Here is a 26721-nt window from a genome sequence, read left to right on the forward strand (position 1 = left end):
TCGTCCACATATCGCGGATGAACACGAAATCCTGTAGGAGCTGCCGAATGCTGCGATCTTTTGCTTTTAAAAGTTATCCGGCGTACGCGCCTTCTCCCGCGCATGCTCGCGACTGATCAAGCCCTTGGTCACCAGATCCTTCAGGCACATATCCAGTGTCTGCATCCCCAGCGACCCACCGGTCTGAATCGCCGAATACATTTGCGCCACCTTGTCCTCGCGGATCAGGTTACGGATCGCCGACGTTCCCAGCATGATCTCGTGCGCCGCCACTCGCCCGCCGCCGATCTTCTTGATCAGCGTCTGCGAGACCACTGCCAGCAGTGACTCCGACAACATCGAACGCACCATGGATTTCTCGTCACCGGGGAACACGTCCACCACACGGTCGATGGTTTTCGCGGCAGACGTCGTGTGCAATGTGCCGAATACCAGGTGCCCGGTCTCGGCCGCGGTCAGCGCCAGGCGAATGGTCTCCAGGTCGCGCATCTCGCCCACCAGAATCACATCCGGGTCTTCACGCAGCGCTGAACGCAGAGCCGTAGCGAAACTGCGGGTATCGCGGTGGACTTCACGCTGATTGATCAGGCATTTGCGCGACTCGTGAACAAACTCGATCGGATCTTCGATGGTCAGGATGTGATGGTGGCGATGGGTGTTGAGGTAATCGATCATCGCCGCCAGCGTGGTCGATTTACCGGAACCGGTCGGCCCGGTGACCAGCACCAGCCCACGCGGAGCATCGGTGATCTTGCGGAAGACGTCGCCCATGGCGAGGTCTTCCATGCTCAGCACTTTCGACGGAATGGTGCGAAACACCGCCCCCGCGCCACGATTCTGATTGAAGGCATTGACCCGAAAACGCGCCACGCCGGGGACTTCGAAGGAAAAGTCGGTTTCCAGATGTTTCTCGAAGTCGACCCGCTGGGTGTCGTTCATGATGTCGTAGATCAATTCGTGCACTTGCTTGTGGTCCAGCGCCGGCAGATTGATCCGCCGCACATCGCCATCGACGCGGATCATCGGCGGCAGACCGGCCGACAAGTGCAGGTCGGAAGCGCCCTGTTTGGCGCTGAAGGCCAGCAGTTCAGTGATATCCATAGCGCTCCTCAATTCCAGTAGAATGCCGCGAACCTTCAGACTCACGGCGCCTCTTGATGTCCACGATAGCAGACAACATCCTTCAGGTTAGTTCGCGCATCCAGGCCGCCACCGCTGCTGCCGGACGTGCTGAAAACAGCGTGCAGTTGCTGGCCGTGAGCAAGACCAAACCCGCCGACGCCCTGCGTGAAGCCCACGCCGCCGGCCTGCACAACTTTGGCGAGAACTATCTGCAAGAGGCCCTGAGCAAACAGCTGGAACTGGCCGACCTGCCCTTGATCTGGCACTTCATCGGGCCCATTCAATCGAACAAGACTCGCGCGATTGCCGAGCATTTCGAATGGGTGCATTCCGTGGACCGTCTGAAAATTGCCCAGCGCCTGTCCGAACAGCGCCCGGCCGAGCTGCCGCCGCTGAACATCTGCATTCAGGTCAACGTCAGCGGTGAAGCCAGCAAGTCCGGCTGCACCCCGGCCGACCTGCCGGCGCTGGCGCATGCCATCAGCGCCTTGCCACGCCTTAAGCTGCGCGGCTTGATGGCGATTCCCGAGCCGACTGAAGATCGCGCCGAACAGGACGCCGCATTTGCTGCCGTGCAACGTTTGCAGGCCAGCCTGAATCTGCCGCTCGACACACTTTCCATGGGCATGAGCCATGACCTTGAGTCGGCCATTGCCCAAGGCGCCACCTGGGTGCGGATTGGTACCGCCCTGTTTGGCGCACGCGACTATTCCCAATCTTGAAACTTTCCAGATAAGGACCTGACATGAGCGACACACGTATTGCCTTTATCGGTGCCGGCAACATGGCCGCCAGTTTGATCGGCGGCCTGCGGGCCAAGGGTCTGGAAGCTGCACACATCCGTGCCAGCGACCCGGGCGAAGAAACCCGCGCCAAGGTCAGCGCCGAACACGGCATTGAAACTTTCGCCGACAACGCTCAGGCCATCGAAGGCGTCGATGTCGTCGTGCTGGCGGTCAAGCCCCAGGCGATGAAAGCCGTTTGCGAAGCGCTTCGCCCGAGCCTCAAACCCGATCAACTGGTGGTCTCCATCGCCGCCGGCATTACCTGCGCGAGCATGACTGCATGGCTCGGCGAGCAGCCGATCGTACGCTGCATGCCCAACACCCCGGCGCTGCTGCGTCAGGGCGCCAGCGGTCTGTACGCCACCAGCGAAGTAACCGCCGAGCAACGCCAGCAAGCCGAAGAGCTGCTGTCCGCCGTCGGCATCGTGCTGTGGCTGGATGAAGAACAACAACTGGACGCGGTGACTGCCGTTTCCGGTTCCGGCCCTGCGTACTTCTTCCTGTTGATCGAAGCCATGACCGCCGCTGGCGTCAAACTCGGCCTGCCGAAAGAAACCGCTGAGCAACTGACCTTGCAAACCGCGCTAGGCGCCGCGCACATGGCGGCTGCCAGTGACGTCGATGCTGCCGAACTGCGTCGTCGCGTGACCTCGCCGGCCGGCACCACCGAAGCCGCGATCAAATCATTCCAGGCCGGGGGCTTTGAAGCCCTGGTCGAAAAAGCACTCGGCGCCGCCGCGCACCGCTCGGCCGAAATGGCCGAACAACTGGGCAAATAAGGAGCCTTACATGATTGGATTGAACACCGCAGCGGTTTACGTGCTGCAAACCCTCGGCAGTCTGTATCTGCTGATCGTGCTGCTGCGCTTTGTCCTGCAACTGGTGCGGGCGAACTTCTACAACCCTCTTTGCCAGTTCATCGTCAAAGCGACTCAGCCGCTGCTCAAGCCGCTGCGCCGGATCATCCCGAGCATGTTCGGTCTGGACATGTCGTCGCTGGTGCTGGCGATTCTGGTGCAACTGGCGCTGATGGCGCTGACCCTGCTGCTGACTTACGGCACCATCGGCAACCCGCTGCAACTGCTGATCTGGTCGCTGATCGGCGTGACTGCGCTGTTCCTGAAGATCTTCTTCTTTGCCCTGATCATCAGCGTGATCCTCTCGTGGGTCGCTCCGGGCAGCCACAACCCGGGCGCTGAACTGGTCAACCAGATCTGCGAGCCAGCCCTGGCGCCGTTCCGCAAGTTCCTGCCTAACCTCGGCGGTCTGGATCTGTCGCCGATCTTCGCCTTCCTCGCGCTGAAGCTGATCGACATGCTGGTGATCAACAATCTGGCGGCGATGACGATGATGCCGGAAATCCTCCGTCTGTTGATGTGAGCTGGTTTCGTTGGGACGGTGACGACCTGATTCTGGAGTGTCACCTGCAACCGGCAGCCCGTAGCGATGATTTCTGCGGGCTGCACGGTGATCGCCTGAAAATCCGCCTGACTGCGCCACCGGTCGAGGGCAAGGCCAATGCGTATCTGATGGGCTTTCTGGCCAAGGCGTTTGGGGTATCCAAGAGCCAGGTCAGTTTGCTCAGTGGCGAGTTGAACCGGCAGAAACGGGTGAAGATTTGCTCGCCGAAGAAGTTGCCGGATTTGCCTGACCTGGTGCGCCCATGACCGACTCAACAAGACAACCCCTGTGGCGAGGGGATTTATCCCCGATGGGGTGCGCAGCAGCCCTGTGCGATCGTCTGGTGCGCCAGGTAAATAGCGTTGGCAGGATTTGGGGCCGCTTCGCGACCCATCGGGGATAAATCCCCTCGCCACAGGGTGCGGGTTCAATGAACGATCAGGCCCGATCGTTGCTTGCCGCTAACCCCCCCGGTCTTTAGACTTACGCCTCATTTCAACGAGAGCAGGGTCGATGCCAACTGCCTTTCCCGCCGATTCTGTTGGTCTGGTGACGCCGCAAACGGCGCACTTCAGCGAACCTCTGGCCCTGGCCTGTGGCCGCTCGCTGCCAGCCTATGACCTGATCTACGAAACCTACGGCACGCTGAACGCACAGGCGAGCAATGCCGTGCTGATCTGCCACGCCTTATCCGGCCATCATCACGCCGCCGGTTATCACAGCGTCGACGACCGCAAACCCGGTTGGTGGGACAGCTGCATCGGCCCTGGCAAACCGATCGACACCAGCAAGTTCTTCGTGGTCAGCCTGAATAATTTGGGTGGCTGCAACGGCTCCACCGGCCCGAGCAGCATTAACCCTGAGACCGGCAAACCGTTCGGTGCCGATTTCCCGGTGCTCACCGTGGAAGACTGGGTGCACAGCCAGGCGCGTCTGGCGGACCTGCTCGGCATCGGCCAGTGGGCAGCGGTGATCGGCGGTAGCCTCGGTGGTATGCAGGCGCTGCAATGGACCATCACTTACCCGGATCGCGTACGTCACTGCCTGGCCATCGCCTCGGCACCCAAGCTGTCGGCGCAGAACATCGCCTTCAACGAAGTGGCACGCCAGGCGATTCTCACTGACCCCGAATTCCACGGTGGTTCGTTCCAGGAAGCGGGTGTAATCCCCAAGCGCGGCCTGATGCTGGCGCGCATGGTCGGCCATATCACCTACCTGTCCGACGACTCGATGGGCGAGAAATTTGGCCGTGGCCTCAAGAGCGAGAAGCTCAACTACGACTTCCACAGTGTCGAGTTCCAGGTCGAAAGCTACCTGCGTTATCAGGGCGAAGAGTTCTCCGGACGCTTCGACGCCAACACCTATCTGTTGATGACCAAGGCGCTGGATTACTTTGATCCGGCGGCGAACTTCGACGATAACCTGGCGAAAACCTTCGAGAACGCCACGGCCAAGTTCTGCGTGATGTCGTTCACCACCGACTGGCGCTTCTCCCCGGCGCGCTCGCGTGAGCTGGTGGATGCGCTGATGGCGGCGCGCAAAGACGTCAGCTATCTGGAAATCGACGCACCGCAGGGCCACGACGCCTTCCTGATTCCGATCCCTCGCTACTTGCAGGCGTTCGGCAATTACATGAACCGCATCACGCTGTGAGAAAGCCATGAGAGCTGATCTGGAAATCATCCAGGAATGGATCCCCGCCGGCAGCCGCGTCCTCGACCTCGGTTGTGGTGACGGCGAACTGCTGACCTGGCTGCGCGACAACAAGCAGGTCACCGGTTATGGCCTGGAAAACGACGCGGACAACATTGCCCAGTGCGTGGCCAAAGGCGTCAACGTCATCGAGCAGGACCTGGACAAGGGCCTCGGCAACTTTGCCAGCAACAGTTTCGACATCGTTGTGATGACCCAGGCCCTCCAAGCGGTGCACTACCCGGACAAGATCCTCGACGAAATGCTGCGGGTCGGTCGTCAGTGCATCATCACCTTCCCCAACTTCGGCCACTGGCGCTGCCGCTGGTATCTGGCGAGCAAGGGACGCATGCCGGTGTCGGAATTTTTGCCCTACACCTGGTACAACACGCCGAACATTCACTTCTGCACCTTCGAAGACTTTGAAGCACTTTGCCGCGAACGTGACGCGAAGGTCATTGATCGGCTTGCCGTGGATCAACAGCACCGCCACGGGTGGGCCAGTAAGCTATGGCCTAATCTGTTAGGTGAGATTGGTATCTACCGCGTGAGTAGCCCGGTGCTAGCAGATCACCAAATCGCGGTCTGACATTCGAGGAGAACGATCATGGGACGTTTGATTGGCACGCTGTTGGCGGCATGCCTGAGCTTTTCGGCAGTCGCCGCCGACGCGATCAAGGGCGCGCGCAAGGAAGTGTTTGGTGATGTCACCGTTCACTACAACACCTTCAATTCCACCTTTCTCACGCCTGACATCGCCAAGGCTGCCGAACTGATCCGCAGCAAGAACCAAGGCGTGATCAATGTCTCGGTGATCAAGGACGGCAAACCACTGGTCGCCAACGTCACCGGCACGGTCAAAGACCTGACCAGCAAAAGCGTGCCGCTGAACTTCCGCCAGGTCACCGAACAGGGCGCGATTTATTACATCGCCCAGTACCCGGTAGACCAGCAGGAAACCCGCACCTTTGAAATCAAGGTGCAGAGTGGCGACAAGATCAACACCATCAATTTCAACCAAGAACTTTTCCCCGGCGAATGATGAACCTCAAGCAGCTCGTACTGGCCAGCCACAACGCCGGCAAACTCAAGGAACTCCAGGCCATGCTCGGCGAATCGGTGCAACTGCGCTCGATCGGTGAGTGGAGCAACGTGGAGCCGGAAGAAACCGGTCTGTCGTTCGTCGAGAACGCGATCCTCAAGGCGCGCAATGCCGCACGCATTTCCGGGCTGCCGGCGCTGGCCGATGATTCCGGGCTGGCGGTGGATTTCCTCGGCGGTGCACCGGGCATCTACTCGGCACGGTACGCCGATGGCAAGGGCGATGCGGCGAACAATGCCAAACTGCTCGATGCCTTGAAAGACGTTCCTGAGGCCGAGCGCGGCGCGCAATTCGTTTGTGTTTTGGCACTGGTGCGTCACGCCGACGATCCGCTACCGATCCTCTGCGAAGGCTTGTGGCACGGACGCATGCTGACGGCTGCCAGCGGCGAACATGGCTTTGGTTACGACCCGCTGTTCTGGGTGCCGGAGCGCGATTGCTCCAGCGCCGAGCTGACGCCTGCCGACAAGAACCAGATCAGCCACCGCGCCCGTGCAATGGATCTGCTGCGCCAGCGTCTGGGCTTGAAATGACCCGCGACTCTTCTGCGTCGTCGCTGATAGTCGGCGGCGCCGCTTCTTCGCCTCGCGCTCCGCTGCCGACATTGCCGCCTCTTTCGCTATACATCCACATCCCGTGGTGTGTGCGCAAATGCCCGTATTGCGACTTCAACTCGCACACCGCCAGCCCGGTGCTGCCGGAGCAGGAGTACGTCGACGCGTTGCTGGCCGACCTCGATCAGGATTTGCATGCGGTCTACGGTCGCGAGATCAGCTCGATTTTCTTCGGCGGCGGTACGCCGAGCCTGTTCAGCGCCGAGGCGCTGGGGCGTTTGCTGGAGGGCGTCGAGCAGCGTATTCCGTTTGCTCACGACATCGAAATCACTCTGGAAGCCAACCCCGGGACGTTCGAGCAAGAGAAGTTCGTTGCGTATCGCAAACTGGGGATCAATCGCCTGTCGATCGGTATCCAGAGCTTCCAGCAGCAGAAGCTTGAAGCCCTCGGCCGCATCCACAACGGTGACGAAGCAGTGCGCGCCGCCGGCATGGCCCGTCAGGCCGGGTTTGATAACTTCAACCTCGACTTGATGCACGGTTTGCCCGATCAGTCGCTGGACGATGCGCTGAGCGATCTGCGCCAGGCCATCGAACTGAAGCCGACGCACATTTCCTGGTATCAACTGACGCTAGAACCGAACACGGTGTTCTGGAACCAGCCGCCGGTGCTGCCGGAAGACGACACGCTGTGGGACATTCAAGAGGCCGGACAGGCATTGCTGGCTGAGCACGGTTACGCGCAATACGAAGTGTCGGCTTACGCCCAACCCGGTCGCCCGGCGCGGCATAACCTCAATTACTGGAGTTTCGGCGACTTCATCGGCATCGGCGCCGGCGCGCACGGCAAGCTCAGCCACCCGGACGGCCGCATCGTACGGACGTGGAAGACGCGGCTGCCGAAGGACTATCTGAATCCGGCGAAAAACTTTCAGGCTGGCGAGAAATCGCTGACGAATGATGAACTGCCGTTCGACTTTTTGATGAACGCGTTGCGTCTGACTAATGGTGTGGAGTCGCGCCTGTATCCGGAGCGCACCGGGCTGTCGCTCGACAGTCTCGCCGAGGCCCGCGCGGACGCCGAACAAAGCGGCCTGTTGCAGGTCGAACCGTCACGTCTGGCAGCCACCGAGCGCGGACAATTGTTCCTCAACGATTTGCTGCAGAAATTTCTGAGCTGAGCCCAACGCCCAATGGCAGCCCTAAGGAAAAACCCATGGATTTGATACTCGACCTGCTCGCCACCGTCTCCCGCTGGAGCCGCAGCAACCTCTCGGAAATCGCATTGGCGCTGGTGGGCTGCCTGCTGGTGCTGTTCGGCGCTGACTTCAAAGGCTGGGTCGAGCAACGTCTGGGCAGCATTGCCGGCGCCCTGCGCGTCCCGCTAATGGCGCTGCTGTGCATGGTCGGTAGCGGCGCAGCACTGATCTACGCCACACCATGGGTGATCAAAGGCCTGAGCCAGTTCAACAACTACAGCCTGGCGCCGGTGTTGTTGGTGGTACTAGTGCTGATCGGCGTAGTCGCTGACCGCCGCTGAACTTCAATACATACAAAACAACTGTAGGAGCTGCGGCACGCTGCGATCTTTTGATCTTGAAAAACAAAATCAAAAGATCGCAGCGTGCCGCAGCTCCTACATGGGAATACGTCGAGAATCAGGGAAGTTCATGAGTAAGAAACTGCTGGACGAAACAAGTAAGTTTCTCAGTTTCGTGTTGCGTCACGAGCCTCAGGCAATTGGCCTGACGCTGGACTCCGAAGGCTGGGCGGATATTGAAGCGCTGATCAGCGGCGCGGCACGCAACGGTCGCACTCTCGATCGTGCGCTGATCGAAACTGTCGTGGCGAGCAGCGACAAGAAGCGCTTTTCCATTTCCGAAGACGCCCAGCAGATCCGAGCTGTGCAGGGGCACTCGACCAAGAGCGTCGAGCTGCAGCTTGAGGAAAAGCAGCCACCAGAAACGCTGTATCACGGCACGGCAACGCGCTTCATGGACTCGATCAACCAGCAAGGCTTGATCGCCGGATCGCGCCATCACGTGCATCTCTCGGCAGAAACCGACACTGCCTCAGCCGTAGGCCAACGCTACGGCACCGTGGTCATTTTGAAAGTCGCCGCGCAGCAGATGCAGGAACAAGGTTTCAAGTTCTATCAGGCCGAGAATGGCGTCTGGCTGACAGCACACGTGCCGGTCGACTTCATTTCCTCCTGACCACACCCAAAAACAACTGTAGGAGCTGCGGCACGCTGCGATCTTTTGATCTTGAAAAACAAAATCAAAAGATCGCAGCGTGCCGCAGCTCCTACAGTGGACGTACAGGTTTCAGGACTGCTTTTCGAACTTCAGATCCCACACGCCATGCCCAAGACGTTCGCCGCGGCGTTCGAACTTGGTGATCGGGCGTTCGGCCGGGCGTGGTACGCATTTGCCGTCTTCGGCGAGGTTGCGGTAGCCCGGGGCGACGCTCATGACTTCCAGCATGTATTCGGCGTACGGCTCCCAGTCGGTGGCCATGTGCAGAATGCCGCCGACCTTCAACTTGCTGCGCACCAGCTCAGCGAACGACGCCTGAACGATACGACGCTTATGGTGACGGCTCTTGTGCCACGGATCCGGGAAGAACAGCATCAGGCGGTCGAGGCTGTTGTCGGCGATGCAGCGGTTGAGCACTTCGATCGCATCGCAATCGTAGACCCGCAGGTTGGTCAGGCCCTGCGTCAGTACGCCATTGAGCAGCGCGCCGACACCCGGACGGTGAACTTCAACGCCGATGAAATCCTGATCCGGTGCAGCAGCGGCCATTTCCAGCAGCGAATGGCCCATGCCGAAACCGATCTCCAGCGAGCGCGGTGCCGAGCGGCCGAAAACCTGATCGTAATCCACCGGCGCATCGGCCAATGGCAGCACAAACAGCGGCGTGCCTTGATCCAGACCTTTCTGCTGGCCTTCGGTCATGCGCCCTGCACGCATCACGAAACTCTTGATGCGGCGGTGTTGGCGCTCGTCGCCCTCTTCCGGCTGGATAGGCGTGTCGTTCGATTCAGTCATCTTGGCTCTTACTTGATCAGACCATCCAGCGGCGAAGAGGCGCTGGCATAGAGTTTTTTCGGCATGCGACCGGCGAGGTAGGCCAGACGGCCCGCGACGATCGCATGTTGCATGGCTTGGGCCATCATCACTGGTTGACCGGCGTGGGCGATCGCCGAGTTCATCAGTACGGCGTCGCAGCCCAGTTCCATGGCGATGGTGGCATCGGAAGCGGTGCCGACACCGGCGTCTACCAATACCGGAATCTTTGCTTCTTCGAGGATGATCTGCAGGTTGTATGGATTGCAGATACCCAGGCCAGAGCCGATCAGGCCGGCCAGCGGCATGACGGCGATGCAGCCGATTTCCGCCAGTTGACGGGCGATGATCGGGTCATCACTGGTGTAGACCATCACGTCGAAGCCTTCCTTGACCAGCGTTTCGGCGGCCTTGAGGGTTTCGATCACGTTGGGGAACAGGGTTTTCTGGTCGGCCAACACTTCCAGCTTCACCAGATTGTGGCCATCGAGCAGCTCACGGGCCAGGCGGCAGGTGCGCACGGCTTCGATCGCGTCGTAGCAACCGGCGGTGTTCGGCAGGAAGGTGTAGCGATCCGGCGACAATACATCGAGCAGGTTCGGTTCGCCTTCGATCTGGCCCAGGTTGGTGCGGCGCACGGCGAAGGTGACGATCTCGGCACCCGAGGCTTCGATGGCCTGGCGGGTTTCATCCATGTCACGGTACTTGCCGGTACCGACCAGCAAACGCGACTGGTAAGTACGACCGGCCAGCACAAAAGGCTTGTCGCTACGAACGATGCTCATGGGGAATCCTCTTTAGGGGTGAGGGTCTTGCAGAATTCTGTGCCCTTGCGGGCCGCGCGACTAGCCGCCGCCGATGGCGTGCACCACTTCTACGTTGTCGCCTTCATTGAGCGTGGTGCTGGCATGCTGGCTGCGCGGGACGATATCCAGATTGAGTTCCACTGCTACCCGGCGTCCGGTCAGTTCCAGACGGGTAATCAGGGCCGCAACGGTTTCACCGTCGGGCAGTTCAAGGGATTCGCCGTTCAACTGAATGCGCATGCGCAATGCCGCCATCATTTTTAGGGGCTGGCATTCTAGCCCGATCAGACAGGGCGACCCAAGCCATTCGTCTTGAAACCCGCTGCCCCGGTGAATTGGCCAGGCCCCTGTAGGAGCTGCCGCAGGCTGCGATCTTTTGATGTTGTTTTTCAAGATCAAAAGATCGCAGCCTGCGGCAGCTCCTACAGGGAGCGGTTTCCGATCAGTTCAGGTCGGAGGGTGGGTCAGGTCAGGCGCCAGGCGGCGACGCCCAGGCACAGCCAGCCGACGAGAAACGCCAAGCCGCCGAAGGGGGTGATGATGCCCAGCTTACTGATGCCGGTGGTGGTCAGCAGGTAGAGGCTGCCGGAAAACAGCAGGATACCGACAGTGAACGAGATTCCGGCCCAGGTGACCAGTCGCCCCTGAATCTGCGTCGCCAGCAAGGCCACGCCGAATAACGCCAGCGTATGCACCAGTTGATAGGTGACGCCCGTGTGGAAAATCGCCAGATACTCAGGTGTCAGACGGTGTTTCAGGCCATGGGCGGCGAACGCACCCAATGCAACGCCCGTGAAACCAAAAAAAGCGGCCAGCATCAAAAAGCCACGCAGCATTGGGAACTCCAGTCAGACTCGATCGGCAGGGTCTGTATAATGGCCCGCTCCACGGGTTCGGCCAAGCCATCTCTATGTTGCGTTCAATTTTCCGTCGTCTCACGAAGGCCCTGCTCTGGTTCGCGGGGGGCAGCGTATTGCTGGTGCTGATATTTCGCTTCGTACCGCCGCCGGGCACCGCGCTGATGGTCGAGCGCAAGGTCGAATCCTGGATCGACGGCGAGCCGATCGACCTGCAGCGCACCTGGAAACCGTGGGACGAGATTTCCGACGATCTCAAGGTGGCGGTCATGGCTGGCGAAGATCAGAAGTTTCCCGAGCATTGGGGCTTTGATTTCAGCGCAATCCAGGCTGCTCTGGCGCACAACGAACTCGGCGGCTCAATTCGCGGCGCCAGTACGTTGAGCCAGCAAGTGTCGAAAAACCTGTTTCTGTGGGCCGGGCGCAGCTATCTGCGTAAAGGCCTGGAAGCCTGGTTTACTGCGCTGATCGAGGTGTTGTGGCCCAAGCAGCGGATTCTCGAGGTGTACCTGAACAGTGTCGAGTGGGATGACGGCGTGTTTGGCGCCGAAGCCGCAGCGCGTCATCATTTCGGCGTGAGCGCGAAGTCGTTGTCCCGACAGCAAGCGAGTTATCTGGCGGCGGTATTGCCCAACCCGCGGGTGTGGAGTGCGAGCCATCCGACGGCTTATGTCGCGCGCCGGGCTGGCTGGATCCGGCAGCAAATGAGTCAGTTGGGTGGGACGAGTTACCTGCTGAGTCTGAATGATTCGCGGCGGGTGCCGTGGGCGCAGTGACTTCAAGATCAAAAGATCGCAGCCTTCGGCAGCTCCTACAGGTAAATGCGGGGCCAGTGTAGGAGCTGCGGCACGCTGCGATCTTTTGATCTTCAAACAAAAACGCCCCGATCATCGCTGATCGGGGCGTTTTTTATTGTCGAGGCGCCGGTTATGCGGCAATCGACAACTTGAGCTTGTTCATCGCGCTCTTTTCGAGCTGACGGATTCGCTCGGCCGACACGTTGTACTTCTGCGCCAGGTCGTGCAGCGTGGCTTTCTCTTCTGCCAGCCAACGCTGGTAGAGGATGTCGCGGCTGCGTTCGTCCAGCACTTCCAGTGCTTCGTGCAGGTTGTTGTTGGAGTTGTCGCTCCAGTCGGCATCTTCCAGTTGACGCGCCGGGTCGTACCGGTGGTCTTCCAGATAGTTGGCCGGCGACTGGAAAGCGCTGTCGTCGTCCGCTTCCGCAGCCGGGTCGAAAGCCATGTCATGGCCGGTCAGGCGACTTTCCATCTCGCGCACTTCCCGCGGCTCGACGCCGAGGCTTTCCGCCACACGGTGGACTTCCTCATTGTTCAGCCACGCCAGACGCTTCTTCTGGCTACGCAGGTTGAAGAACAGCTTGCGCTGGGCCTTGGTGGTCGCGACTTTCACAATGCGCCAGTTGCGCAGGATGAACTCGTGAATTTCCGCCTTGATCCAGTGCACAGCGAACGACACCAGGCGCACACCCATTTCCGGGTTGAAGCGCTTTACGGCCTTCATCAGGCCGACGTTACCTTCCTGGATCAGGTCAGCCTGAGCCAGACCGTAGCCGCTATAGCTACGGGCAATGTGTACGACAAAACGCAGGTGGGCGAGCACCATCTGCCGAGCCGCCCCCAAATCCTGCTCATAATAGAGACTCTCGGCCAGTTCACGCTCCTGCTCCGGCGTCAGCAATGGAATGCTGTTCACGGTGTGCACATAGGCTTCCAGGTTTGCGCCTGGAACCAACGCGTACGCAGGTTGCAAAGAATTGGTCATACGAAAAAACCTCCGACTTACATACTCGTGCTTCTCAGCACTGCGAAAAATTGACCGGGAACTCAAGTGCAAGTTCCCAAAAAACCGCAAGGTCAATCACGCGCAAAAAAGATTCTACTTCGGCGCCAGCTCCCTGAGATGACGTGCGACTGCAATCCATGCACCGATATAACCCAACAGCACCGCGCCAAGCAAGAGCGACAGACCATCGGCGACTGGCACTCCGGCCAGCGCGAAATCACTGCCGTACAAGCCGGCCAGCCCAACCACCGCGTCGTTCAGCCAGTCGAGGCCGAACGCCAATACGCCCCAGGACAACAGCCCCGCACCGAAGCCATACAGCGCGCCCATATAAAGGAAAGGACGCCGTACATAGCTGTCAGTGCCGCCGACGAGTTTAATCACTTCTATCTCTGTGCGGCGGTTTTCAATATGAAGACGAATGGTATTGCCTATCACCAAAAGTAATGCAGAAACCAGCAGCACTGTCAGACCGAAGACAAAACGATCGCCGAGCTTGAGGATGGCGGCCAGACGCTCGACCCAGACTAGATCAAGTTGCGCCTGTTGTACCTTGGGCAGCTCGGAAAGTTTTTGTCTTAATGCTTCCAGCGTGGTCTTGTCGACCTCGTTCGGCGTCACCAGCACCACGCCCGGCAACGGGTTTTCCGGCAGTTCGCGCAGGGCTTCGCCCAATCCCGACTGCTGTTGAAACTCTTCCAGCGCCTGATCGCGCCCGACATATTCAGCATCAGCTACGCCGGGCATGCCTTTGATCTGTTCGCGCAACGACTCGCCCTGCTCCGGGCTGGCGTCGAGTTGCAGGTACAGCGAGATCTGCGCCGCACGCTGCCACGATCCGCCGAGACGCTCGACGTTATTGAGCAACAGCGAAAGACCCATCGGCAGGCTCAACGCCACCGCCATGACCATGCAGGTGAAGAAACTGCCAATCGGCTGCTTGCCGAGACGACGCAGGCTGTCGAGCAGGCTGGCGCGATGGCTTTCGACCCAGGCGCGAAACAGCGTAGCGAAGTCAGGGCCGTCGTCATCGTCGTGTTTTTTCTTCTTTGCCGGTTGCGGATCGGCGGCCTTCGGGGCCACGCGCTCGGAAACCTTCGGACTGCGAGTGGCACTCATACCCCGGCCTCCCCGTCGCCGATCAATCGGCCACGTTGCAGGGTCAGCATGCGGTGACGCATCCGGGCGATCAGCGCCAGGTCGTGACTGGCGATCAGCACGCTGGTGCCCAAACGGTTGATGTCTTCGAACACGCCCATGATCTCGGCCGCCAGACGCGGGTCGAGGTTACCGGTCGGTTCGTCCGCCAGCAGCAGGGCCGGACGGTGGACGATGGCGCGGGCGATGCCGACGCGCTGTTGCTGACCGGTGGACAAGTCGCCTGGGTACAGACTGGTTTTGTCCGACAGCGCCACGCGCTCCAGCGCCGAATCGACCCGCTTGGCGATTTCGGCCTTGGACAGCCCGAGAATCTGCAACGGCAACGCGACGTTGTTAAACACCGTGCGATCGAACAGCAACTGATGGTTCTGGAACACCACGCCGATCTGCCGACGCAGGAACGGAATCTGCGCATTGCTGATGGTGCTCAGGTCTTGCCCGGCGAGCAGCAGCTTGCCGCTGCTCGGACGCTCCATCGCCAGCAACAGGCGCAACAACGTGGATTTACCGGCACCAGAATGGCCGGTCACAAACAAGAACTCGCCACGACGGACTCGAAAGCTCAGCTCATGCAAGCCGACGTGACCGTTCGGGTAGCGTTTACCGACCTGTTCGAAACGAATCATGAACGCTCCCGCTCGGCAAAGAGTGCCTGGACAAAGGGTTCGGCTTCAAAAGTACGCAAATCGTCGATGCCTTCGCCAACGCCGATATAGCGAATCGGCAGACCGAACTGCTTGGCCAGGGCAAAGATCACCCCACCTTTGGCGGTGCCGTCGAGTTTGGTCAGCGCCAGGCCAGTCAGTTCGACGGTCTGGTTGAATTGCTTGGCCTGGTTGATGGCGTTCTGACCGGTACCGGCGTCGAGTACCAGCAGCACTTCGTGCGGCGCGTCGGCGTCGAGCTTGCCGATTACGCGGCGAACCTTTTTCAGCTCTTCCATCAGATTGTCTTTGGTGTGCAGACGACCGGCGGTGTCGGCGATCAGCACGTCGATGCCACGCGCCTTGGCGGCTTGCACGGCGTCGAAGATCACCGAGGCGGAATCGGCGCCGGTGTGCTGGGCAATCACCGGGATCTTGTTGCGTTCGCCCCAGACCTGCAATTGCTCCACCGCAGCAGCGCGGAAGGTGTCACCGGCGGCCAGCATGACTTTCTTGCCTTCCAGCTGCAGTTTCTTCGCCAGTTTGCCGATGGTGGTGGTCTTGCCGGCACCGTTGACGCCGACCACAAGGATCACGAACGGCTTGTTCTGCGACACGATTTTCAGCGGCTGCTCAACCGGTTTAAGCATCGCAGCCAGTTCGGCCTGCAGGGATTTGTACAACGCATCGGCGTCGGCAAGTTCCTTGCGGGCGACTTTCTGGGTCAGGCGCTGGATGATCTGTGTGGTGGCTTCGACGCCAACGTCGGCGGTCAGCAGACGGGTTTCGAGGTCGTCGAGCAGCTCGTCATCGATGGTTTTGCGACCGAGGAACAGGCTGGCCATGCCCTCGCCAATGCTGGCGCTGGTTTTCGACAGACCTTGCTTGAGGCGGGCGAAGAAACCGGCTTTGGTTTCTTCGGTGCGCGGGGCTTCGACGGGGGCTTCGGTAACCACTTCGACCGGCAAGACCGGGGCAGCAACGACGGGGGCAGGTACTGGCTCGGGCTGTTGAACGATTGGCGCAGACTCGCCAACCGGCTCAACCACAGGCACCGGAGCGACCTCTGGAACAAACGCAGCAGGCGCAGGAATCTGCGGGGTGATATGCGGCGCAGCCTCTTCAACCAACGCCACCGGCTCTTCCGCCACTGGCAAGGTCAGCCATGGCTCAGCCGCCGGAGTCAGCGGCAGCTCAGCCGCCACAGGCGCTTCAGGCTCTGGTTCTGGCTCAGCCGGTTGCAACACCGGCTCGGCAATCGGCAGCACAATCGGAGCCGGCTCTTCTTCTATTGAAGGAGCAGGCGCCGGGGCCGGTTCAGGAATTGCGGGCGGCTGTTCGACGACGGGTTCCTGCGGTTTCTTACGCAGCCATCCGAACAGGCTTTTCTTCTCGCCAGCCGCAGCTGGGGTCTTCTTGTCGTCGTTGGAACCAAACATGGAGGACGGCTATCTCACGGTAGCGACGCGCCATAAGGGCGCCCCGGCAAATAAATATTCGATGCAGAACAGACTGTGTTTAGCCCAGCTTGTTCACGCGCAACATTTTGTCGAGGCGCCAAAGACGCCTCAAAGGTCGATTAACACGAAGGACTGGAACGGCATCGTCGGCGAAAACGCAGAGTTTAGCTGACAAACTCAAAGCTTCTGCCGGGAACCCATACAACCTATCGACCGATCAAAGGCCTGATAGGCGTGGCCGCCAGTAAAACGGATCAGTATCCTAGCACCTCCTCGCCCGCCTAGGCTAAGACCAAGCGGGCAGCCCAACAGGTTAAAAAACGAATGAATGCTCTAGCCCGCCGCGCTGCAGGCCTGCTGTTCAGCACAGTCTGCCTGCCCCTTTCGGCCCTGGCGGCCGACCCGCAACCGACCCACGAATTCACCCTCGACAACGGCTTGAAGGTCGTCGTGCGCGAAGACCATCGCGCGCCGGTGGTGGTGTCGCAGGTCTGGTACAAGGTCGGTTCCAGCTACGAAACCCCGGGCCAGACCGGCCTGTCCCACGCGCTTGAGCACATGATGTTCAAGGGCAGCGAAAAAGTCGGCCCCGGCGAAGCCTCGCTGATCCTGCGCGACCTCGGCGCCGAAGAGAACGCTTTCACCAGCGATGACTTCACCGCTTATTACCAGGTGCTGGCGCGCGACCGTCTGGGCGTGGCCTTCGAACTGGAAGCCGATCGCATGGCCAACCTGCGCCTGCCGGCCGACGAGTTCGCCAAGGAAATCGAAGTCATCAAGGAAGAGCGCCGCCTGCGCACTGATGACAAGCCGATGTCCAAGGCTTACGAACGCTACAAGGCGATGGCTTACCCGGCCAGCGGCTACCACACGCCGACTATCGGCTGGATGGCTGACCTCGACCGGATGAAGGTTGAAGAGCTGCGTCACTGGTATCAATCCTGGTACGTGCCGAACAACGCCACGTTGGTGGTCGTCGGCGACGTCACTCCGGACGAAGTCAAAACCCTCGCCCAACGCTACTTCGGCCCGATCGCCAAACGCGACGTGCCACCGGCGAAACAACCGCTGGAACTGGCCGAACCCGGCGAGCGCAAGATCACTCTGCATGTGCAGACACAACTGCCTAGCCTGATGCTCGGTTTCAACGTGCCGAGCATCGCCACTGCCGAGGACAAACGCTCGGTTAACGCGCTGCGGTTGATTTCGGCGCTGCTCGATGGCGGTTACAGCGGACGCATCCCCACCCAACTGGAGCGCGGTGAAGAGCTAGTGTCCGGCGGCTCGTCGAGCTACGACGCCTACACTCGCGGCGACAGCCTGTTTACCTTGTCGGCCACGCCCAACACCCAGAAGAAAAAGACCATGGCGCAAGCCGAGGCTGGCCTGTGGAAGCTGCTGGAGCAGTTGAAAACCACTGCGCCGTCCGCCGAAGAACTGGAGCGCGTCCGCGCTCAAGTGATTGCCGGTCTGGTCTACGAACGTGATTCGATCACCAGTCAGGCCACGGCCATCGGTCAGCTTGAGACCGTCGGCCTGTCGTGGAAACTGATGGACACCGAACTGGCCGATCTGGAAAGCGTGACCCCGCAAGACATCCAGAACGCCGCCAAGCTGTATTTCACCCGCGAACGTCTCAGCGTCGCCCACGTACTGCCACTGGAGACGACTCATGAGTGAGCGCAAAACCCCACGCCTGTTGTTGCTTGGTCTGATCGCGGTCGCGGTGATCGGCGCCACTGCTTTCTATCTGTCGCCAAGCGCTGACAGCAAGGCGAGCGAAGCACTGGACAACGCCAAGTCCACGCAAAAGCTGCAATCGCTGGCCGAACTCGACGGCAAGGCCCCGGCCAGCCGCAAACTCGACGTGCAGACCTGGAACACCGCCGAAGGCGCCAAGGTGCTGTTCGTCGAAGCCCACGAGCTGCCGATGTTCGACATGCGCCTGATCTTCGCCGCCGGCAGCAGTCAGGACGGCAATGCGCCGGGTCTGGCGGTGCTGACCAACGCGATGCTCAATGAAGGCGTGGCTGGCAAGGATGTCGGTGCAATCGCCCAGGGTTTCGAAGGCCTCGGTGCGGATTTCGGCAATGGCGCTTTCAAGGACATGGCATTGGCTTCGCTGCGCAGTCTGAGCGCCGCTGAGCAGCGCGAACCGGCATTGAAGCTGTTCTCGGAAGTCGTCGGCAAACCGACCTTCCCTGCCGACTCGTTCGCGCGTATCAAGAATCAGATGCTCGCCGGCTTCGAATACCAGAAACAGAACCCCGGCAAACTTGCCAGCCTGGAGCTGATGAAGCGCCTGTACGGGGATCACCCGTACGCGCATTCGAGCGACGGCAACGAGCAGAGCGTACCGAAGATCACCCTTGCGCAACTGCGTGAATTCCACGCCAAGGCCTACGCTGCCGGCAACGTGGTGATCGCGCTGGTCGGTGACCTGTCCCGCGCTGACGCCGAGGCGATTGCCAATCAGGTTTCCGCTGCCCTGCCGAAAGGCCCGGCAATGGCCAAGATCGCCCAGCCACAGGAACCGCAAGCCAGCGTCGGTCACATCGAGTTCCCATCGAAGCAGAGCAACCTGATGATCGCGCAGTTGGGCATCGACCGTGATGATCCGGACTACGCGGCATTGTCGATGGGCAACCAGATCCTCGGCGGCGGGGGTTTTGGCACCCGGTTGATGAGCGAAGTTCGCGAGAAACGCGGGCTGGCCTATGGCGTATATTCCGGCTTCAGCCCGATGCAGGTTCGCGGCCCGTTCCTGATCAACCTGCAGACCCGCGCCGAAATGAGCGAAGGCACGCTGAAACTGGTGCAGGACGTGCTTGCCGACTACCTGAAAACCGGCCCGACCCAGAAAGAACTCGACGACGCCAAACGCGAACTGGCCGGCAGCTTCCCGCTGTCCACCGCGAGCAACGCCGACATTGTTGGCCAACTTGGCGCCATGGGCTTCTATAATCTGCCGTTGAGCTACCTGGATGACTTCATGCGTCAGTCCCAGAGCCTGACCGTGGAACAAGTCCGCGACGCTCTGAACAAACATTTGAGCACGGACAAAATGGTCATCGTCACCGCTGGCCCGACCGTGCCGCAAAAGCCGTTACCGGCCCCATCTGATAAACCTGCCGAGCAACCGCTCGGGGTTCCGGAGCATTAATGGCTACTCGTCCGAAAAAACCTGTTCACAACGTGCACAACGGCGTGAATCAACTGCGCATCATTGGTGGTGAATGGGGCAGCCGCAAGCTGAGCTTCCCTGACGCGCCGGGGCTGCGCCCAACGCCGGACCGCGTGCGTGAGACCCTGTTCAACTGGCTCGCGCCTTACGTGGAGGGCGCCAAGGTATTCGATCCGTTCGCCGGCAGCGGCGCGCTGTTTCTCGAAGCACTGTCCCGTGGCGCCGCCATGGGCCAGGCGCTGGACGCCAGTAACATCGCGGTCTCCAGCCTCAAGGAGCATCTTGGCACCCTGCGCTGCACCAACGGTCAGGTACAGACCGCCGACGCCCTGCGCTATCTGGAAACGCAAACTGCCACCGCGTATGACCTGGTGTTCCTAGACCCGCCGTTCAACCAGAACCTGCTGCCCGCCGTGTGCGCACTGCTCGAAGAGCGTCAGTGGCTGGCCGACGATGCCTGGGTCTACACCGAAAGCGAAACCGCACCTTCGACTCTCGGCTTGCCAGGCAACTGGCGCCTGCACCGCGAGCAGAAATCCGGTCGCGTTTATTACTCGTTGTGGCAGCGCAGCGTCTGAGCCCTGGGCTCATGGGCGCTGACGTGCGATAGATAGATACCGCACGCAGCCCTACGAATCTCGCCACAGTGGCTAGCACAATTTGCGCTAACCACTGAGGACGATTCACGTATGGACACGCTATGCAGCCGGATGCTGCTTTTTCTTTGCCTGGCGCCATTGATGACGCTGGCCGCCCCGCCCCCGCCGACTCATCAATTCACTCTGCAAAATGGCCTGAAAGTGCTTGTGCGCGAAGACCATCGCGCGCCATTGGCAACCTCGCAACTGCGGTTCCAGGTTGGCTCTGCCGACGAGGCGCCGGGTCAGACCGGGCTCTCCCACGCGCTCGAGCACATGCTCTACAAAGGCAGCAGCAAAACCTGCGCAGGTGAGGCGGCGGCGATTCTTGACACGCTGGGCGCCCGACATAACGCCTCAACCTACAAAGATGCCACGGTTTACTACCAGACCCTGGCGCCAAAGTATCTGGGCGTCGCGTTCGAGCTGATGGCTGATCTGATGTCGACCGCCCACTTGCGTGATTCCGATCTGGTCCCGGAAATGGCGGTCATTCGCGAAGAGCGTCGCTTGAGGATTGACGATGATAACCATAGTCTGGCCCAAGAGCGCCTGCAGAGCGTGGCACACCTGGCAAGCAGCTATCGCACACCGATTATCGGCTGGATGCATGACTTGCACCGGTTAAACGCCGAAAACCTGCGCAAGTGGTATCACCTCCACTACGTACCCGGTAACGCCACGCTGGTCGTCGTCGGTGATGTGACAGTAGACCAGGTCAAGACGCTCGCAGAGCGCTACTTCGGCCCGCTCGCCACGCGGCCGGCTCCCCGATTATTGCGACCCACCGAGCTGGCAGCGCCGGGTGAACGCAAGTTGAAGCTTTACCTTCCTGTGCCCGCGCCTCAACTGATCCTGGCCTTTAATGTGCCAGGGCTGGTCACCGCTCAAAACCCGCGATCAGCACACGCACTACGTCTGCTCAACATATTGCTGGGCGGTACGAACAGTTCACCTCTGCAAAAACGCCTGCGTTACGCTGATCAGGTTTTCAGCGAGATCGACACCTCGTATGCCTACCTGACCCGAGGTGACTCGCTACTGACAGTGACAGCCGTACTTGCCGGTACCCATGCCAATGATATCGACGCTGCCGAGGCGCGGATCTGGAAAATCATCGAAGAACTGCGAACCACTGCACCTGCTCCCGAGGAGCTGGAACGCGCGCGAACTCAGTTGATTGCCAAGCAAGTGTATGCGCAAGACTCCATCATGGCTCAGGCCAACAGGCTGGCCACACTTGAAAGTATTGGCCTGTCATGGCAATCGATGGATCGGGATGCCGACGAACTCGCACAGGTGACACCCACTGATATCCAACAGGCTGCCGAGCGCTATCTGACACGAGAGCGTGTGAGCGTCGCCCATGTATTGAAGAAGGTGGCACCATGATTAGCTACCTTCGTCGACCATGGCGCGTTTGCCTTGTGCTCGGACTAATCGCCTGCCTGACCTGCGCCCGGACATTGGCATCCACGGTCTCCATTACGCCGGCAAACTTCCCCACGCCGCGCCTGGAATCATTGAAAGAGCTGACACCTGAGCCCATAACGCCACGGGCGACGTCAATCAAGGGCTGGAAAACGCAGACCGGCACCAAAGTGCTGTTCATCCGCACCACAGAGCTGCCGATGTTCGATCTGCAAGTCAGCTTCACTGCCGGCAGCGCCCGGGACAGCAGCCTGCCGGGACTCGCCGCAACGACGCTGAGGATGCTCATTGAAGGCGTGCCGGGTAAAGACTTTCCCGCGATTGTCCAGACATTCGATGATCTCGGTGCGCAGCTTGATTTGAGCATTGAGCATGAACGCGTCACGCTGTCGTTGCGCAGCTTGAGCAATGCACAGAAAAGTGCACCGGCACTGCAGTTGATTACGCAGATGCTCGGCGAATCGCTGTTGACCGACGACGCGTTGAAGAAGGTCAAAAAAGCACTAAAAGACCGTATCGCCAGCGCATCCCGGGACGATGACAAACTGGCGGAGGACCTGGTCAGGAAACTGCTGGCCCCGAACAGTCCCTACTCAGTGCCGCTCTATGGCACGAATGAGGGTCTGACAGCGATAACACGCACAGACGTGGAGCAATTTCACCAGCGCTTCTATACCGCCAGTCAGGCACAAATCACTTTGGTGGGGGATTTGACGCTGGCACAGGCCAAGACGATCAGTCTGCAAATCAGCAATGCCCTGCCGGTCATGCCTATGGGCGGCACTCCCCCACCGCCTATGCCTGTGCAAACAGCGGACGGCACCGACCTGACCCGTCATGAGGAACGGCCACTGACCCAGACCCATCTGAAGCTTGCCCAGCGCAGCGTGTCGCGCCAGCACCCGGACTATGCAGCGTTGTACGTGGCCAATCTGATTTTTGGTGGCACACCCAGCAGTCGACTGATGAGTGAACTGCGGGAAAAGCGCGGGCTGGTGTACAACGTACACGCAGAAAACTCCAATTGGGCCACGGCAGGCGTGATGACCATTTCCCTGCAGGTCAGTCCGTCACTGAGCCAGGCGACGCTGGCATTGACCCGGTCAATGTTCAGTGACTATCTGCGCGACGGGCCGACACAGCAGGAGCTCGACCAGATCAAGATTCGGTTGGCCAACAGTCGCGCCCTGCAGAGCGCCAGCAACGGACAAATACTCGCCCGACTGGAGGCAATCAACCAACATGACCTGCCACTCGACCTTGATTACACCGTGCAACAGATACAGCGTCTGACGCTCAAGCAAGTCCACGAAGCAATGAAGCGACACTTGTCCGCCGATCGCTGGCGCGTCGCAACGGTGGGGGCGACTGTCGTTCAGCAGCCATTGCCGGAGCCACCGCTCGCACCGTCCAGCACCTCATTGCCGAGCATGTGTCGCGCCGAGGCAGCGCTGTAACGTGAGCACAAATCCGCTCGCGCGTATTACGGTTGCGGCAACGCAGTGCTGCAATATCAGCTTAACAAAACGCCTGGGCCGGCCTTACTGCGTGTCCAGGTAGTTTTTGCCGACACTTCTCGAACAGCAACACTTCGAAGTTCGCGTTATTCAGTTTGGTTCAACGATAGCTTGAAGGGGCAATCAAAGACCATCGCCCGACTGGTCACCAATGGTTGCCCATGGCAATTAATGGACCTTGACGTTCCGCCGCTGAGAGAGCTGACCCCTGCTGATATTCAGGGTGCCGCGAAGGCGTTCCTTAACCGTGAACGGGCAAGCGTCGGGCGCTCTTACCCTGTCGAGAAATAAAGCGTCGACACAGGCGCAAGAATCCGCCGAAAATCTACTGGGCCGAACGCTCGGACCCAGCAAGAATTTCGGCGGATATACCATTCGTATGCAGGTGTAATAGATCGCCTGCCTAACACTCAACACACCCCGCATCGTTGAATTTGAAGTATCAGGCTCCTTGTTTTAAGGGAATCCACTTTCACCTATTACCGTCGCGAACTATAAAACTCATACAACTAGCAGTCCGACTTTCAAACCATCCAATACAGCATTACTCCGCCTGTTATTTAATCGCCACCATCGACCCTCCACCTACCGCACGGGCTTATTACTCACTGCAACAACGAGGCTCTGCAACATTTCTTCAAGGTATATCCGGACAGGTTAATTCCCAGCCCGGCCGGACATCACATCAAGCTCACTCAAATAGTAATACATGAAGATTAACGCGAACTTCCATTCGCAGTTCATTGTGTCTAAGCGAAATAACTCGCTTAAACATTACGGACTATTCACGGATGAATGTAACAACTGAATCACCCTCCAAGGCAACTCATGTATTCACACTCGACAATGGTTTGAAGGTCGTCGTGCGCGAAGATCATCGTTCGCCGGTAGTAGCCTCCCAGGTTTGGTATAAAGTCGGCTCAAGCTACGAAGCGCCGGGGCAGACAGGCTTGTCCCACGTCCTGGAGCACATGATGTTCAAGGGCAGCAAGACACTCGGCCCAGACGAAGCTTCGCAGATACTGCGCAACCTTGGCGCAGAAGCAAACGCATATACCGACGCCGATTTCACCGTTTATCACCAGGTACTGGCGCGCGACCATCTGGGCGTGGCTCTGGAACTGGAAGCAGACCGCATGGCCGGCCTGCGTCTGCAGGCAGACGTGTTCGCCCGCGAGATCGAAGTCGTCAAGGAAGAACGTCGTTTGAGTACTGACGATGTTCCGTTCGCCAAGGCCTACGAACTTTTCGCGGCCATGGCCTACCCGACCAGTGGATACCACACGCCCACTATCGGCTGGATGGCTGACCTTGACCGTATGACGGTCGAAGATCTGCGTGGCTGGTATCAATCCTGGTACATGCCCAACAATGCCATATTGGTTGTGGTCGGCGACGTGACGCTGGATGAAGTCAAAACCCTGGCCCAGCGTTACTTCGGTCCGATTGCCCGACGCAACGTGCCGCCAGCGAAAATCCCCTTGGAGCTTGCCGAACCTGGCGAACGTCAGCTCACCCTGCACGTGCAGACCCAATTTCCAAGCCTGATACTGGGCTTCAACGTTCCGAGTATCGTCACCGCTCAAGACAAGCGCGCGGTCACCGCATTGCGCCTGATCTTAGACCTTCTCTCCCTTGGACTCAGCAGCCGTATTCAGAGCCAACTGGTTCGTGGCGAAGAGTTGATTTCCTCCGGATCCGTCAGCTACGACGCTAATAGCCGTGGCGACAGCCTGTTCACCCTGACGGTTACGCCGAACGTTCTGAAAAACAGAACTGTGGCACAAGTCGAAGCCGGCTTGTGGAGGCTGCTCGATGAGCTGAAAACTACCCCCCCGTCCACGACTGAGATTGAACGGGTGAGCGCGCAAATAATTGCGCGGGAGACCTTCCAGCGAGACTCGATTACCAGCCAGGCCCAAGCCATCGGTGTACAAGAAGGTATCGGACGTTCCTGGACGTTCATGGAATCCGATCTGCTCGCCTTGCAGAGCGTAACGCCGCAAGACATCCAGCAGGCCGCGCGCACTTATTTCACTCGCCAGCGCCTTAGCATCGGGCACGTGCTACCTATGCACGCAAAATCTGAAAGTACCTCTGAAACTACTGTTCCAACCACACCTGAAATCACTCCCGGCGACAACTCCAGTCCCGACCGTACATTGCAGTCATTGGCGGAACTCGAAGGAAAAGTCCCGAGCAGTCGCACGCTCGACGTGCAGACCTGGAACACTGTCGAAGGCGCCAAGGTGATGTTTCTCGCGGCTCCCGAACTGCCAATGTTCGACCTGAAGCTGACCTTCGCCGCAGGCAGTAGCCGTGATGGCGATGCTGGCGGCTTGGCGATACTGACTAACGGCTTACTCAACGAAGGAGTGGCGGATAAGGATGCTGGCCAAATCGCTGACGTTTTTGAAAGCGTGGGTGCTTCGTTCAAAAACGGCGTTGAAAACGACACAGCCGTTGCCTCGCTTCGCAGCCTGAGCGCGCTGGATAAACGCGAACCCGTCCTGGCAATGTTTGCAGAACTCACAGGAAAACCGACTTTCCCGGACGATGCGGTTCTGCACATCAAGGATCAGGTACTCGCTCGCGTCAACTACTTCAAACAGAACCCTGACGCACAGGCCAACGCAGAACTTCTCAAACGTGTATATGGCAATCACCCCTACACGACATCCAAATACGGTACTGCGCAATCCGTTGCTGCGATCACACGATCGCAAATCAAGGCGTTTCATGAGAAAGCTTACGCTGCGGGTAATGCGGTGATTGCGCTGGTGGGCGATCTCTCCCGCGAGGACGCCGAAGCGATTGCAGCACAAGTTTCTTCCTCATTGCCAAAGGGCCCAGCTCTGACAAAAATCGAACAACCTGTTCAACACGAGGCCAGCACCGTCCACCTCGAGTTTCCAACCAAACAGACCATCCTGCGTCTCTCGCAGCTGGGCGTCGAGCGCGACGATCCGGACTATGCTGCGGTGGTGATGGGCAACTGGATACTTGGCAGTGGTCCAGGGAGTCGATTGACCACCGAGGTACGTGAGAGGCGTGGTCTGACTTACGATGTAAGGTCATCGCTGGAACTGTTGCAGGTGCGCGGTCGGTTCTTGATCGAATTGAAAACACGCGCCGACGTTAGCGAGGCTACGCTGCAACTGGTGAAGGACGTGATCGCCAGCTTCCTGGAAAACGGCCCAACCGAGAAAGAACTCGCCGAGGTCAAGCGCGAACGGACAGGACGGCTCCTGCGGTCCGCTGCCAGCAATGCCAGCATTGTCAACAAACTCGCCGGCATTGGATTCCGAAACGGGTCTTTGAGCGAAGATGAGGACTTCATTCGGCAGATCCAGAGTTTAACGGTCGAGCAAGTCAAAACCGCGATGAACAAGCACCTGAGTCTGGATGAAATGGTCATCGTGACCGCTGGCCCGACCGTGCCGCAAAAGCCATTGCCGGCCCCCATTGCCGAGCCTGCCGCGCAATAAATCGG

General features: G+C 59.5%; 28 protein-coding genes and 1 pseudogene. 20 read left to right on the forward strand and 9 right to left on the reverse strand.

What is annotated here, in order from left to right:
* Window positions 1-66: 66 nt before the first annotated feature.
* Window positions 67-1101 (reverse strand): type IV pilus twitching motility protein PilT, encoded by a 1035-nt coding sequence (locus tag ICA16_RS10900; RefSeq protein ID WP_007953348.1) that lies wholly within the window; start codon window positions 1099-1101, stop codon window positions 67-69.
* A gap of 56 nt (window positions 1102-1157) precedes the next feature.
* On the opposite strand from ICA16_RS10900, the gene ICA16_RS10905 reads away from it, so the two are divergent.
* From ICA16_RS10905 to ICA16_RS10955, 11 genes are all read left to right on the forward strand, one after another.
* A complete protein-coding gene (locus ICA16_RS10905) occupies window positions 1158-1844 on the forward strand; it encodes a YggS family pyridoxal phosphate-dependent enzyme (RefSeq protein ID WP_210700610.1) in 687 nt (228 codons plus the stop codon).
* Between the two features lie 23 nt (window positions 1845-1867).
* Window positions 1868-2686 carry a pyrroline-5-carboxylate reductase gene (gene proC, locus ICA16_RS10910; RefSeq protein ID WP_210553469.1) on the forward strand — a complete coding sequence of 273 codons (819 nt, stop codon included), beginning with the start codon at window positions 1868-1870 and terminating at the stop codon, window positions 2684-2686.
* Window positions 2687-2696: 10 nt separating this feature from the next.
* Window positions 2697-3287, forward strand: a complete 591-nt coding sequence (locus ICA16_RS10915; protein WP_042561545.1) for a YggT family protein — start codon at window positions 2697-2699, stop codon at window positions 3285-3287.
* Complete coding sequence (locus ICA16_RS10920; protein ID WP_103304308.1) at window positions 3284-3574, forward strand: DUF167 domain-containing protein; 291 nt, start codon at window positions 3284-3286, stop codon at window positions 3572-3574. Before ICA16_RS10915 ends, ICA16_RS10920 begins: the two co-directional genes overlap by 4 nt.
* A 247-nt stretch (window positions 3575-3821) precedes the next feature.
* Window positions 3822-4961 (forward strand): homoserine O-succinyltransferase MetX, encoded by a 1140-nt coding sequence (gene metX, locus ICA16_RS10925; RefSeq protein WP_150601979.1) that lies wholly within the window; start codon window positions 3822-3824, stop codon window positions 4959-4961.
* 7 nt (window positions 4962-4968) lie between these two features.
* Complete coding sequence (gene metW / locus ICA16_RS10930) at window positions 4969-5589, forward strand: methionine biosynthesis protein MetW (RefSeq protein ID WP_210700611.1); 621 nt, start codon at window positions 4969-4971, stop codon at window positions 5587-5589.
* 18 nt (window positions 5590-5607) lie between these two features.
* Window positions 5608-6042: a DUF4426 domain-containing protein gene (locus ICA16_RS10935; RefSeq protein ID WP_210700612.1), complete on the forward strand. Its 435-nt coding sequence runs from the start codon at window positions 5608-5610 to the stop codon at window positions 6040-6042.
* The gene (gene rdgB, locus ICA16_RS10940; RefSeq protein WP_042561550.1) at window positions 6039-6635 is read left to right on the forward strand and encodes an RdgB/HAM1 family non-canonical purine NTP pyrophosphatase; all 597 of its coding nucleotides are present in this window, start codon (window positions 6039-6041) and stop codon (window positions 6633-6635) included. The genes ICA16_RS10935 and rdgB overlap by 4 nt, the downstream gene beginning before the upstream one ends.
* Window positions 6632-7837, forward strand: coding sequence for a radical SAM family heme chaperone HemW (gene hemW / locus ICA16_RS10945; RefSeq protein ID WP_228734170.1), 1206 nt, complete (start codon window positions 6632-6634; stop codon window positions 7835-7837). The genes rdgB and hemW overlap by 4 nt, the downstream gene beginning before the upstream one ends.
* 35 nt (window positions 7838-7872) lie before the next feature.
* The gene (locus tag ICA16_RS10950; protein ID WP_150593591.1) at window positions 7873-8196 is read left to right on the forward strand and encodes a DUF3392 domain-containing protein; all 324 of its coding nucleotides are present in this window, start codon (window positions 7873-7875) and stop codon (window positions 8194-8196) included.
* A 130-nt stretch (window positions 8197-8326) separates the two neighbouring features.
* Window positions 8327-8872: an RNA 2'-phosphotransferase gene (locus ICA16_RS10955; RefSeq protein WP_150601983.1), complete on the forward strand. Its 546-nt coding sequence runs from the start codon at window positions 8327-8329 to the stop codon at window positions 8870-8872.
* 111 nt (window positions 8873-8983) lie between these two features.
* Here the strand turns inward: ICA16_RS10955 and trmB are convergent, their stop codons facing one another.
* The 4 genes from trmB to ICA16_RS10975 all read right to left on the reverse strand — a co-directional run bounded on the left by trmB (window position 8984) and on the right by ICA16_RS10975 (window position 11369).
* A complete protein-coding gene (gene trmB / locus ICA16_RS10960; RefSeq protein ID WP_210700613.1) occupies window positions 8984-9709 on the reverse strand; it encodes a tRNA (guanosine(46)-N7)-methyltransferase TrmB in 726 nt (241 codons plus the stop codon).
* An 8-nt stretch (window positions 9710-9717) separates the two neighbouring features.
* Complete coding sequence (locus ICA16_RS10965; protein WP_150601984.1) at window positions 9718-10512, reverse strand: thiazole synthase; 795 nt, start codon at window positions 10510-10512, stop codon at window positions 9718-9720.
* Between the two features lie 60 nt (window positions 10513-10572).
* On the reverse strand, window positions 10573-10773 hold the full coding sequence (gene thiS / locus ICA16_RS10970) for a sulfur carrier protein ThiS (RefSeq protein WP_210553466.1): 201 nt from the start codon (window positions 10771-10773) through the stop codon (window positions 10573-10575).
* Between the two features lie 224 nt (window positions 10774-10997).
* On the reverse strand, window positions 10998-11369 hold the full coding sequence (locus ICA16_RS10975) for a DUF423 domain-containing protein (protein WP_210700614.1): 372 nt from the start codon (window positions 11367-11369) through the stop codon (window positions 10998-11000).
* A gap of 74 nt (window positions 11370-11443) precedes the next feature.
* Here ICA16_RS10975 and mtgA point away from each other — a divergent pair, with 74 nt between their 5' ends.
* Entirely contained in the window at window positions 11444-12166 is a 723-nt protein-coding gene (gene mtgA / locus ICA16_RS10980) for a monofunctional biosynthetic peptidoglycan transglycosylase (protein ID WP_150601986.1), read from the forward strand.
* A gap of 151 nt (window positions 12167-12317) precedes the next feature.
* Here mtgA and rpoH read toward each other — a convergent pair whose 3' ends face one another.
* The 4 genes from rpoH to ftsY all read right to left on the reverse strand — a co-directional run bounded on the left by rpoH (window position 12318) and on the right by ftsY (window position 16437).
* Window positions 12318-13172, reverse strand: a complete 855-nt coding sequence (gene rpoH, locus ICA16_RS10985; RefSeq protein ID WP_042561557.1) for an RNA polymerase sigma factor RpoH — start codon at window positions 13170-13172, stop codon at window positions 12318-12320.
* A gap of 114 nt (window positions 13173-13286) precedes the next feature.
* Complete coding sequence (ftsX, locus tag ICA16_RS10990; protein WP_042561558.1) at window positions 13287-14312, reverse strand: permease-like cell division protein FtsX; 1026 nt, start codon at window positions 14310-14312, stop codon at window positions 13287-13289.
* Complete coding sequence (gene ftsE / locus ICA16_RS10995) at window positions 14309-14980, reverse strand: cell division ATP-binding protein FtsE (protein ID WP_150601987.1); 672 nt, start codon at window positions 14978-14980, stop codon at window positions 14309-14311. Before ftsE ends, ftsX begins: the two co-directional genes overlap by 4 nt.
* The gene (gene ftsY / locus ICA16_RS11000) at window positions 14977-16437 is read right to left on the reverse strand and encodes a signal recognition particle-docking protein FtsY (RefSeq protein ID WP_210700615.1); all 1461 of its coding nucleotides are present in this window, start codon (window positions 16435-16437) and stop codon (window positions 14977-14979) included. Before ftsY ends, ftsE begins: the two co-directional genes overlap by 4 nt.
* Between ftsY and ICA16_RS11005 the strand changes: the two genes are divergently transcribed.
* The 8 genes and pseudogenes from ICA16_RS11005 (at window position 16436) to ICA16_RS11040 (ending at window position 26716) form a co-directional block, all read left to right on the forward strand.
* A complete protein-coding gene (locus ICA16_RS11005; protein WP_150601989.1) occupies window positions 16436-16630 on the forward strand; it encodes a hypothetical protein in 195 nt (64 codons plus the stop codon). The genes ftsY and ICA16_RS11005 overlap by 2 nt on opposite strands.
* Window positions 16631-16782: 152 nt before the next feature.
* Window positions 16783-18138, forward strand: coding sequence for a M16 family metallopeptidase (locus ICA16_RS11010; protein ID WP_115147105.1), 1356 nt, complete (start codon window positions 16783-16785; stop codon window positions 18136-18138).
* On the forward strand, window positions 18131-19621 hold the full coding sequence (locus ICA16_RS11015) for a M16 family metallopeptidase (RefSeq protein ID WP_150601990.1): 1491 nt from the start codon (window positions 18131-18133) through the stop codon (window positions 19619-19621). Before ICA16_RS11010 ends, ICA16_RS11015 begins: the two co-directional genes overlap by 8 nt.
* Window positions 19621-20220 (forward strand): 16S rRNA (guanine(966)-N(2))-methyltransferase RsmD, encoded by a 600-nt coding sequence (rsmD, locus tag ICA16_RS11020; RefSeq protein WP_150601991.1) that lies wholly within the window; start codon window positions 19621-19623, stop codon window positions 20218-20220. The genes ICA16_RS11015 and rsmD overlap by 1 nt, the downstream gene beginning before the upstream one ends.
* Window positions 20221-20331: 111 nt before the next feature.
* Window positions 20332-21672, forward strand: a complete 1341-nt coding sequence (locus tag ICA16_RS11025; protein ID WP_210700616.1) for a M16 family metallopeptidase — start codon at window positions 20332-20334, stop codon at window positions 21670-21672.
* Window positions 21669-23168: a M16 family metallopeptidase gene (locus ICA16_RS11030; protein ID WP_210553459.1), complete on the forward strand. Its 1500-nt coding sequence runs from the start codon at window positions 21669-21671 to the stop codon at window positions 23166-23168. Before ICA16_RS11025 ends, ICA16_RS11030 begins: the two co-directional genes overlap by 4 nt.
* 851 nt (window positions 23169-24019) lie before the next feature.
* Window positions 24020-25318, forward strand: a pseudogene (locus tag ICA16_RS11035) (M16 family metallopeptidase); the annotation flags it as partial.
* Window positions 25301-26716: a M16 family metallopeptidase gene (locus ICA16_RS11040; protein WP_210700797.1), complete on the forward strand. Its 1416-nt coding sequence runs from the start codon at window positions 25301-25303 to the stop codon at window positions 26714-26716. The pseudogene ICA16_RS11035 and the gene ICA16_RS11040, both read left to right, overlap by 18 nt.
* Window positions 26717-26721 lie beyond the last annotated feature (5 nt).

Source organism: Pseudomonas anatoliensis, assembly GCF_017976235.1.
In the GTDB taxonomy this organism is placed as follows: domain Bacteria; phylum Pseudomonadota; class Gammaproteobacteria; order Pseudomonadales; family Pseudomonadaceae; genus Aquipseudomonas; species Aquipseudomonas anatoliensis.

Excerpts from the sequence above, each read along its gene's own strand:
- ICA16_RS10900 (WP_007953348.1), bottom strand. The coding sequence starts at position 1,101 with ATGGATATCACTGAACTGCTGGCCTTCAGCGCCAAACAGGGCGCTTCC.
- ICA16_RS10905 (WP_210700610.1), top strand. The coding sequence starts at position 1,158 with ATGTCCACGATAGCAGACAACATCCTTCAGGTTAGTTCGCGCATCCAG.
- proC (WP_210553469.1), top strand. The coding sequence starts at position 1,868 with ATGAGCGACACACGTATTGCCTTTATCGGTGCCGGCAACATGGCCGCC.
- ICA16_RS10915 (WP_042561545.1), top strand. The coding sequence starts at position 2,697 with ATGATTGGATTGAACACCGCAGCGGTTTACGTGCTGCAAACCCTCGGC.
- metX (WP_150601979.1), top strand. The coding sequence starts at position 3,822 with ATGCCAACTGCCTTTCCCGCCGATTCTGTTGGTCTGGTGACGCCGCAA.
- metW (WP_210700611.1), top strand. The coding sequence starts at position 4,969 with ATGAGAGCTGATCTGGAAATCATCCAGGAATGGATCCCCGCCGGCAGC.
- ICA16_RS10935 (WP_210700612.1), top strand. The coding sequence starts at position 5,608 with ATGGGACGTTTGATTGGCACGCTGTTGGCGGCATGCCTGAGCTTTTCG.
- rdgB (WP_042561550.1), top strand. The coding sequence starts at position 6,039 with ATGATGAACCTCAAGCAGCTCGTACTGGCCAGCCACAACGCCGGCAAA.
- hemW (WP_228734170.1), top strand. The coding sequence starts at position 6,632 with ATGACCCGCGACTCTTCTGCGTCGTCGCTGATAGTCGGCGGCGCCGCT.
- ICA16_RS10950 (WP_150593591.1), top strand. The coding sequence starts at position 7,873 with ATGGATTTGATACTCGACCTGCTCGCCACCGTCTCCCGCTGGAGCCGC.
- ICA16_RS10955 (WP_150601983.1), top strand. The coding sequence starts at position 8,327 with ATGAGTAAGAAACTGCTGGACGAAACAAGTAAGTTTCTCAGTTTCGTG.
- trmB (WP_210700613.1), bottom strand. The coding sequence starts at position 9,709 with ATGACTGAATCGAACGACACGCCTATCCAGCCGGAAGAGGGCGACGAG.
- ICA16_RS10965 (WP_150601984.1), bottom strand. The coding sequence starts at position 10,512 with ATGAGCATCGTTCGTAGCGACAAGCCTTTTGTGCTGGCCGGTCGTACT.
- thiS (WP_210553466.1), bottom strand. The coding sequence starts at position 10,773 with ATGCGCATTCAGTTGAACGGCGAATCCCTTGAACTGCCCGACGGTGAA.
- ICA16_RS10975 (WP_210700614.1), bottom strand. The coding sequence starts at position 11,369 with ATGCTGCGTGGCTTTTTGATGCTGGCCGCTTTTTTTGGTTTCACGGGC.
- mtgA (WP_150601986.1), top strand. The coding sequence starts at position 11,444 with ATGTTGCGTTCAATTTTCCGTCGTCTCACGAAGGCCCTGCTCTGGTTC.
- rpoH (WP_042561557.1), bottom strand. The coding sequence starts at position 13,172 with ATGACCAATTCTTTGCAACCTGCGTACGCGTTGGTTCCAGGCGCAAAC.
- ftsX (WP_042561558.1), bottom strand. The coding sequence starts at position 14,312 with ATGAGTGCCACTCGCAGTCCGAAGGTTTCCGAGCGCGTGGCCCCGAAG.
- ftsE (WP_150601987.1), bottom strand. The coding sequence starts at position 14,980 with ATGATTCGTTTCGAACAGGTCGGTAAACGCTACCCGAACGGTCACGTC.
- ICA16_RS11005 (WP_150601989.1), top strand. The coding sequence starts at position 16,436 with ATGGAGGACGGCTATCTCACGGTAGCGACGCGCCATAAGGGCGCCCCG.
- ftsY (WP_210700615.1), bottom strand. The coding sequence starts at position 16,437 with ATGTTTGGTTCCAACGACGACAAGAAGACCCCAGCTGCGGCTGGCGAG.
- ICA16_RS11010 (WP_115147105.1), top strand. The coding sequence starts at position 16,783 with ATGAATGCTCTAGCCCGCCGCGCTGCAGGCCTGCTGTTCAGCACAGTC.
- ICA16_RS11015 (WP_150601990.1), top strand. The coding sequence starts at position 18,131 with ATGAGTGAGCGCAAAACCCCACGCCTGTTGTTGCTTGGTCTGATCGCG.
- rsmD (WP_150601991.1), top strand. The coding sequence starts at position 19,621 with ATGGCTACTCGTCCGAAAAAACCTGTTCACAACGTGCACAACGGCGTG.
- ICA16_RS11025 (WP_210700616.1), top strand. The coding sequence starts at position 20,332 with ATGGACACGCTATGCAGCCGGATGCTGCTTTTTCTTTGCCTGGCGCCA.
- ICA16_RS11030 (WP_210553459.1), top strand. The coding sequence starts at position 21,669 with ATGATTAGCTACCTTCGTCGACCATGGCGCGTTTGCCTTGTGCTCGGA.
- ICA16_RS11040 (WP_210700797.1), top strand. The coding sequence starts at position 25,301 with ATGCACGCAAAATCTGAAAGTACCTCTGAAACTACTGTTCCAACCACA.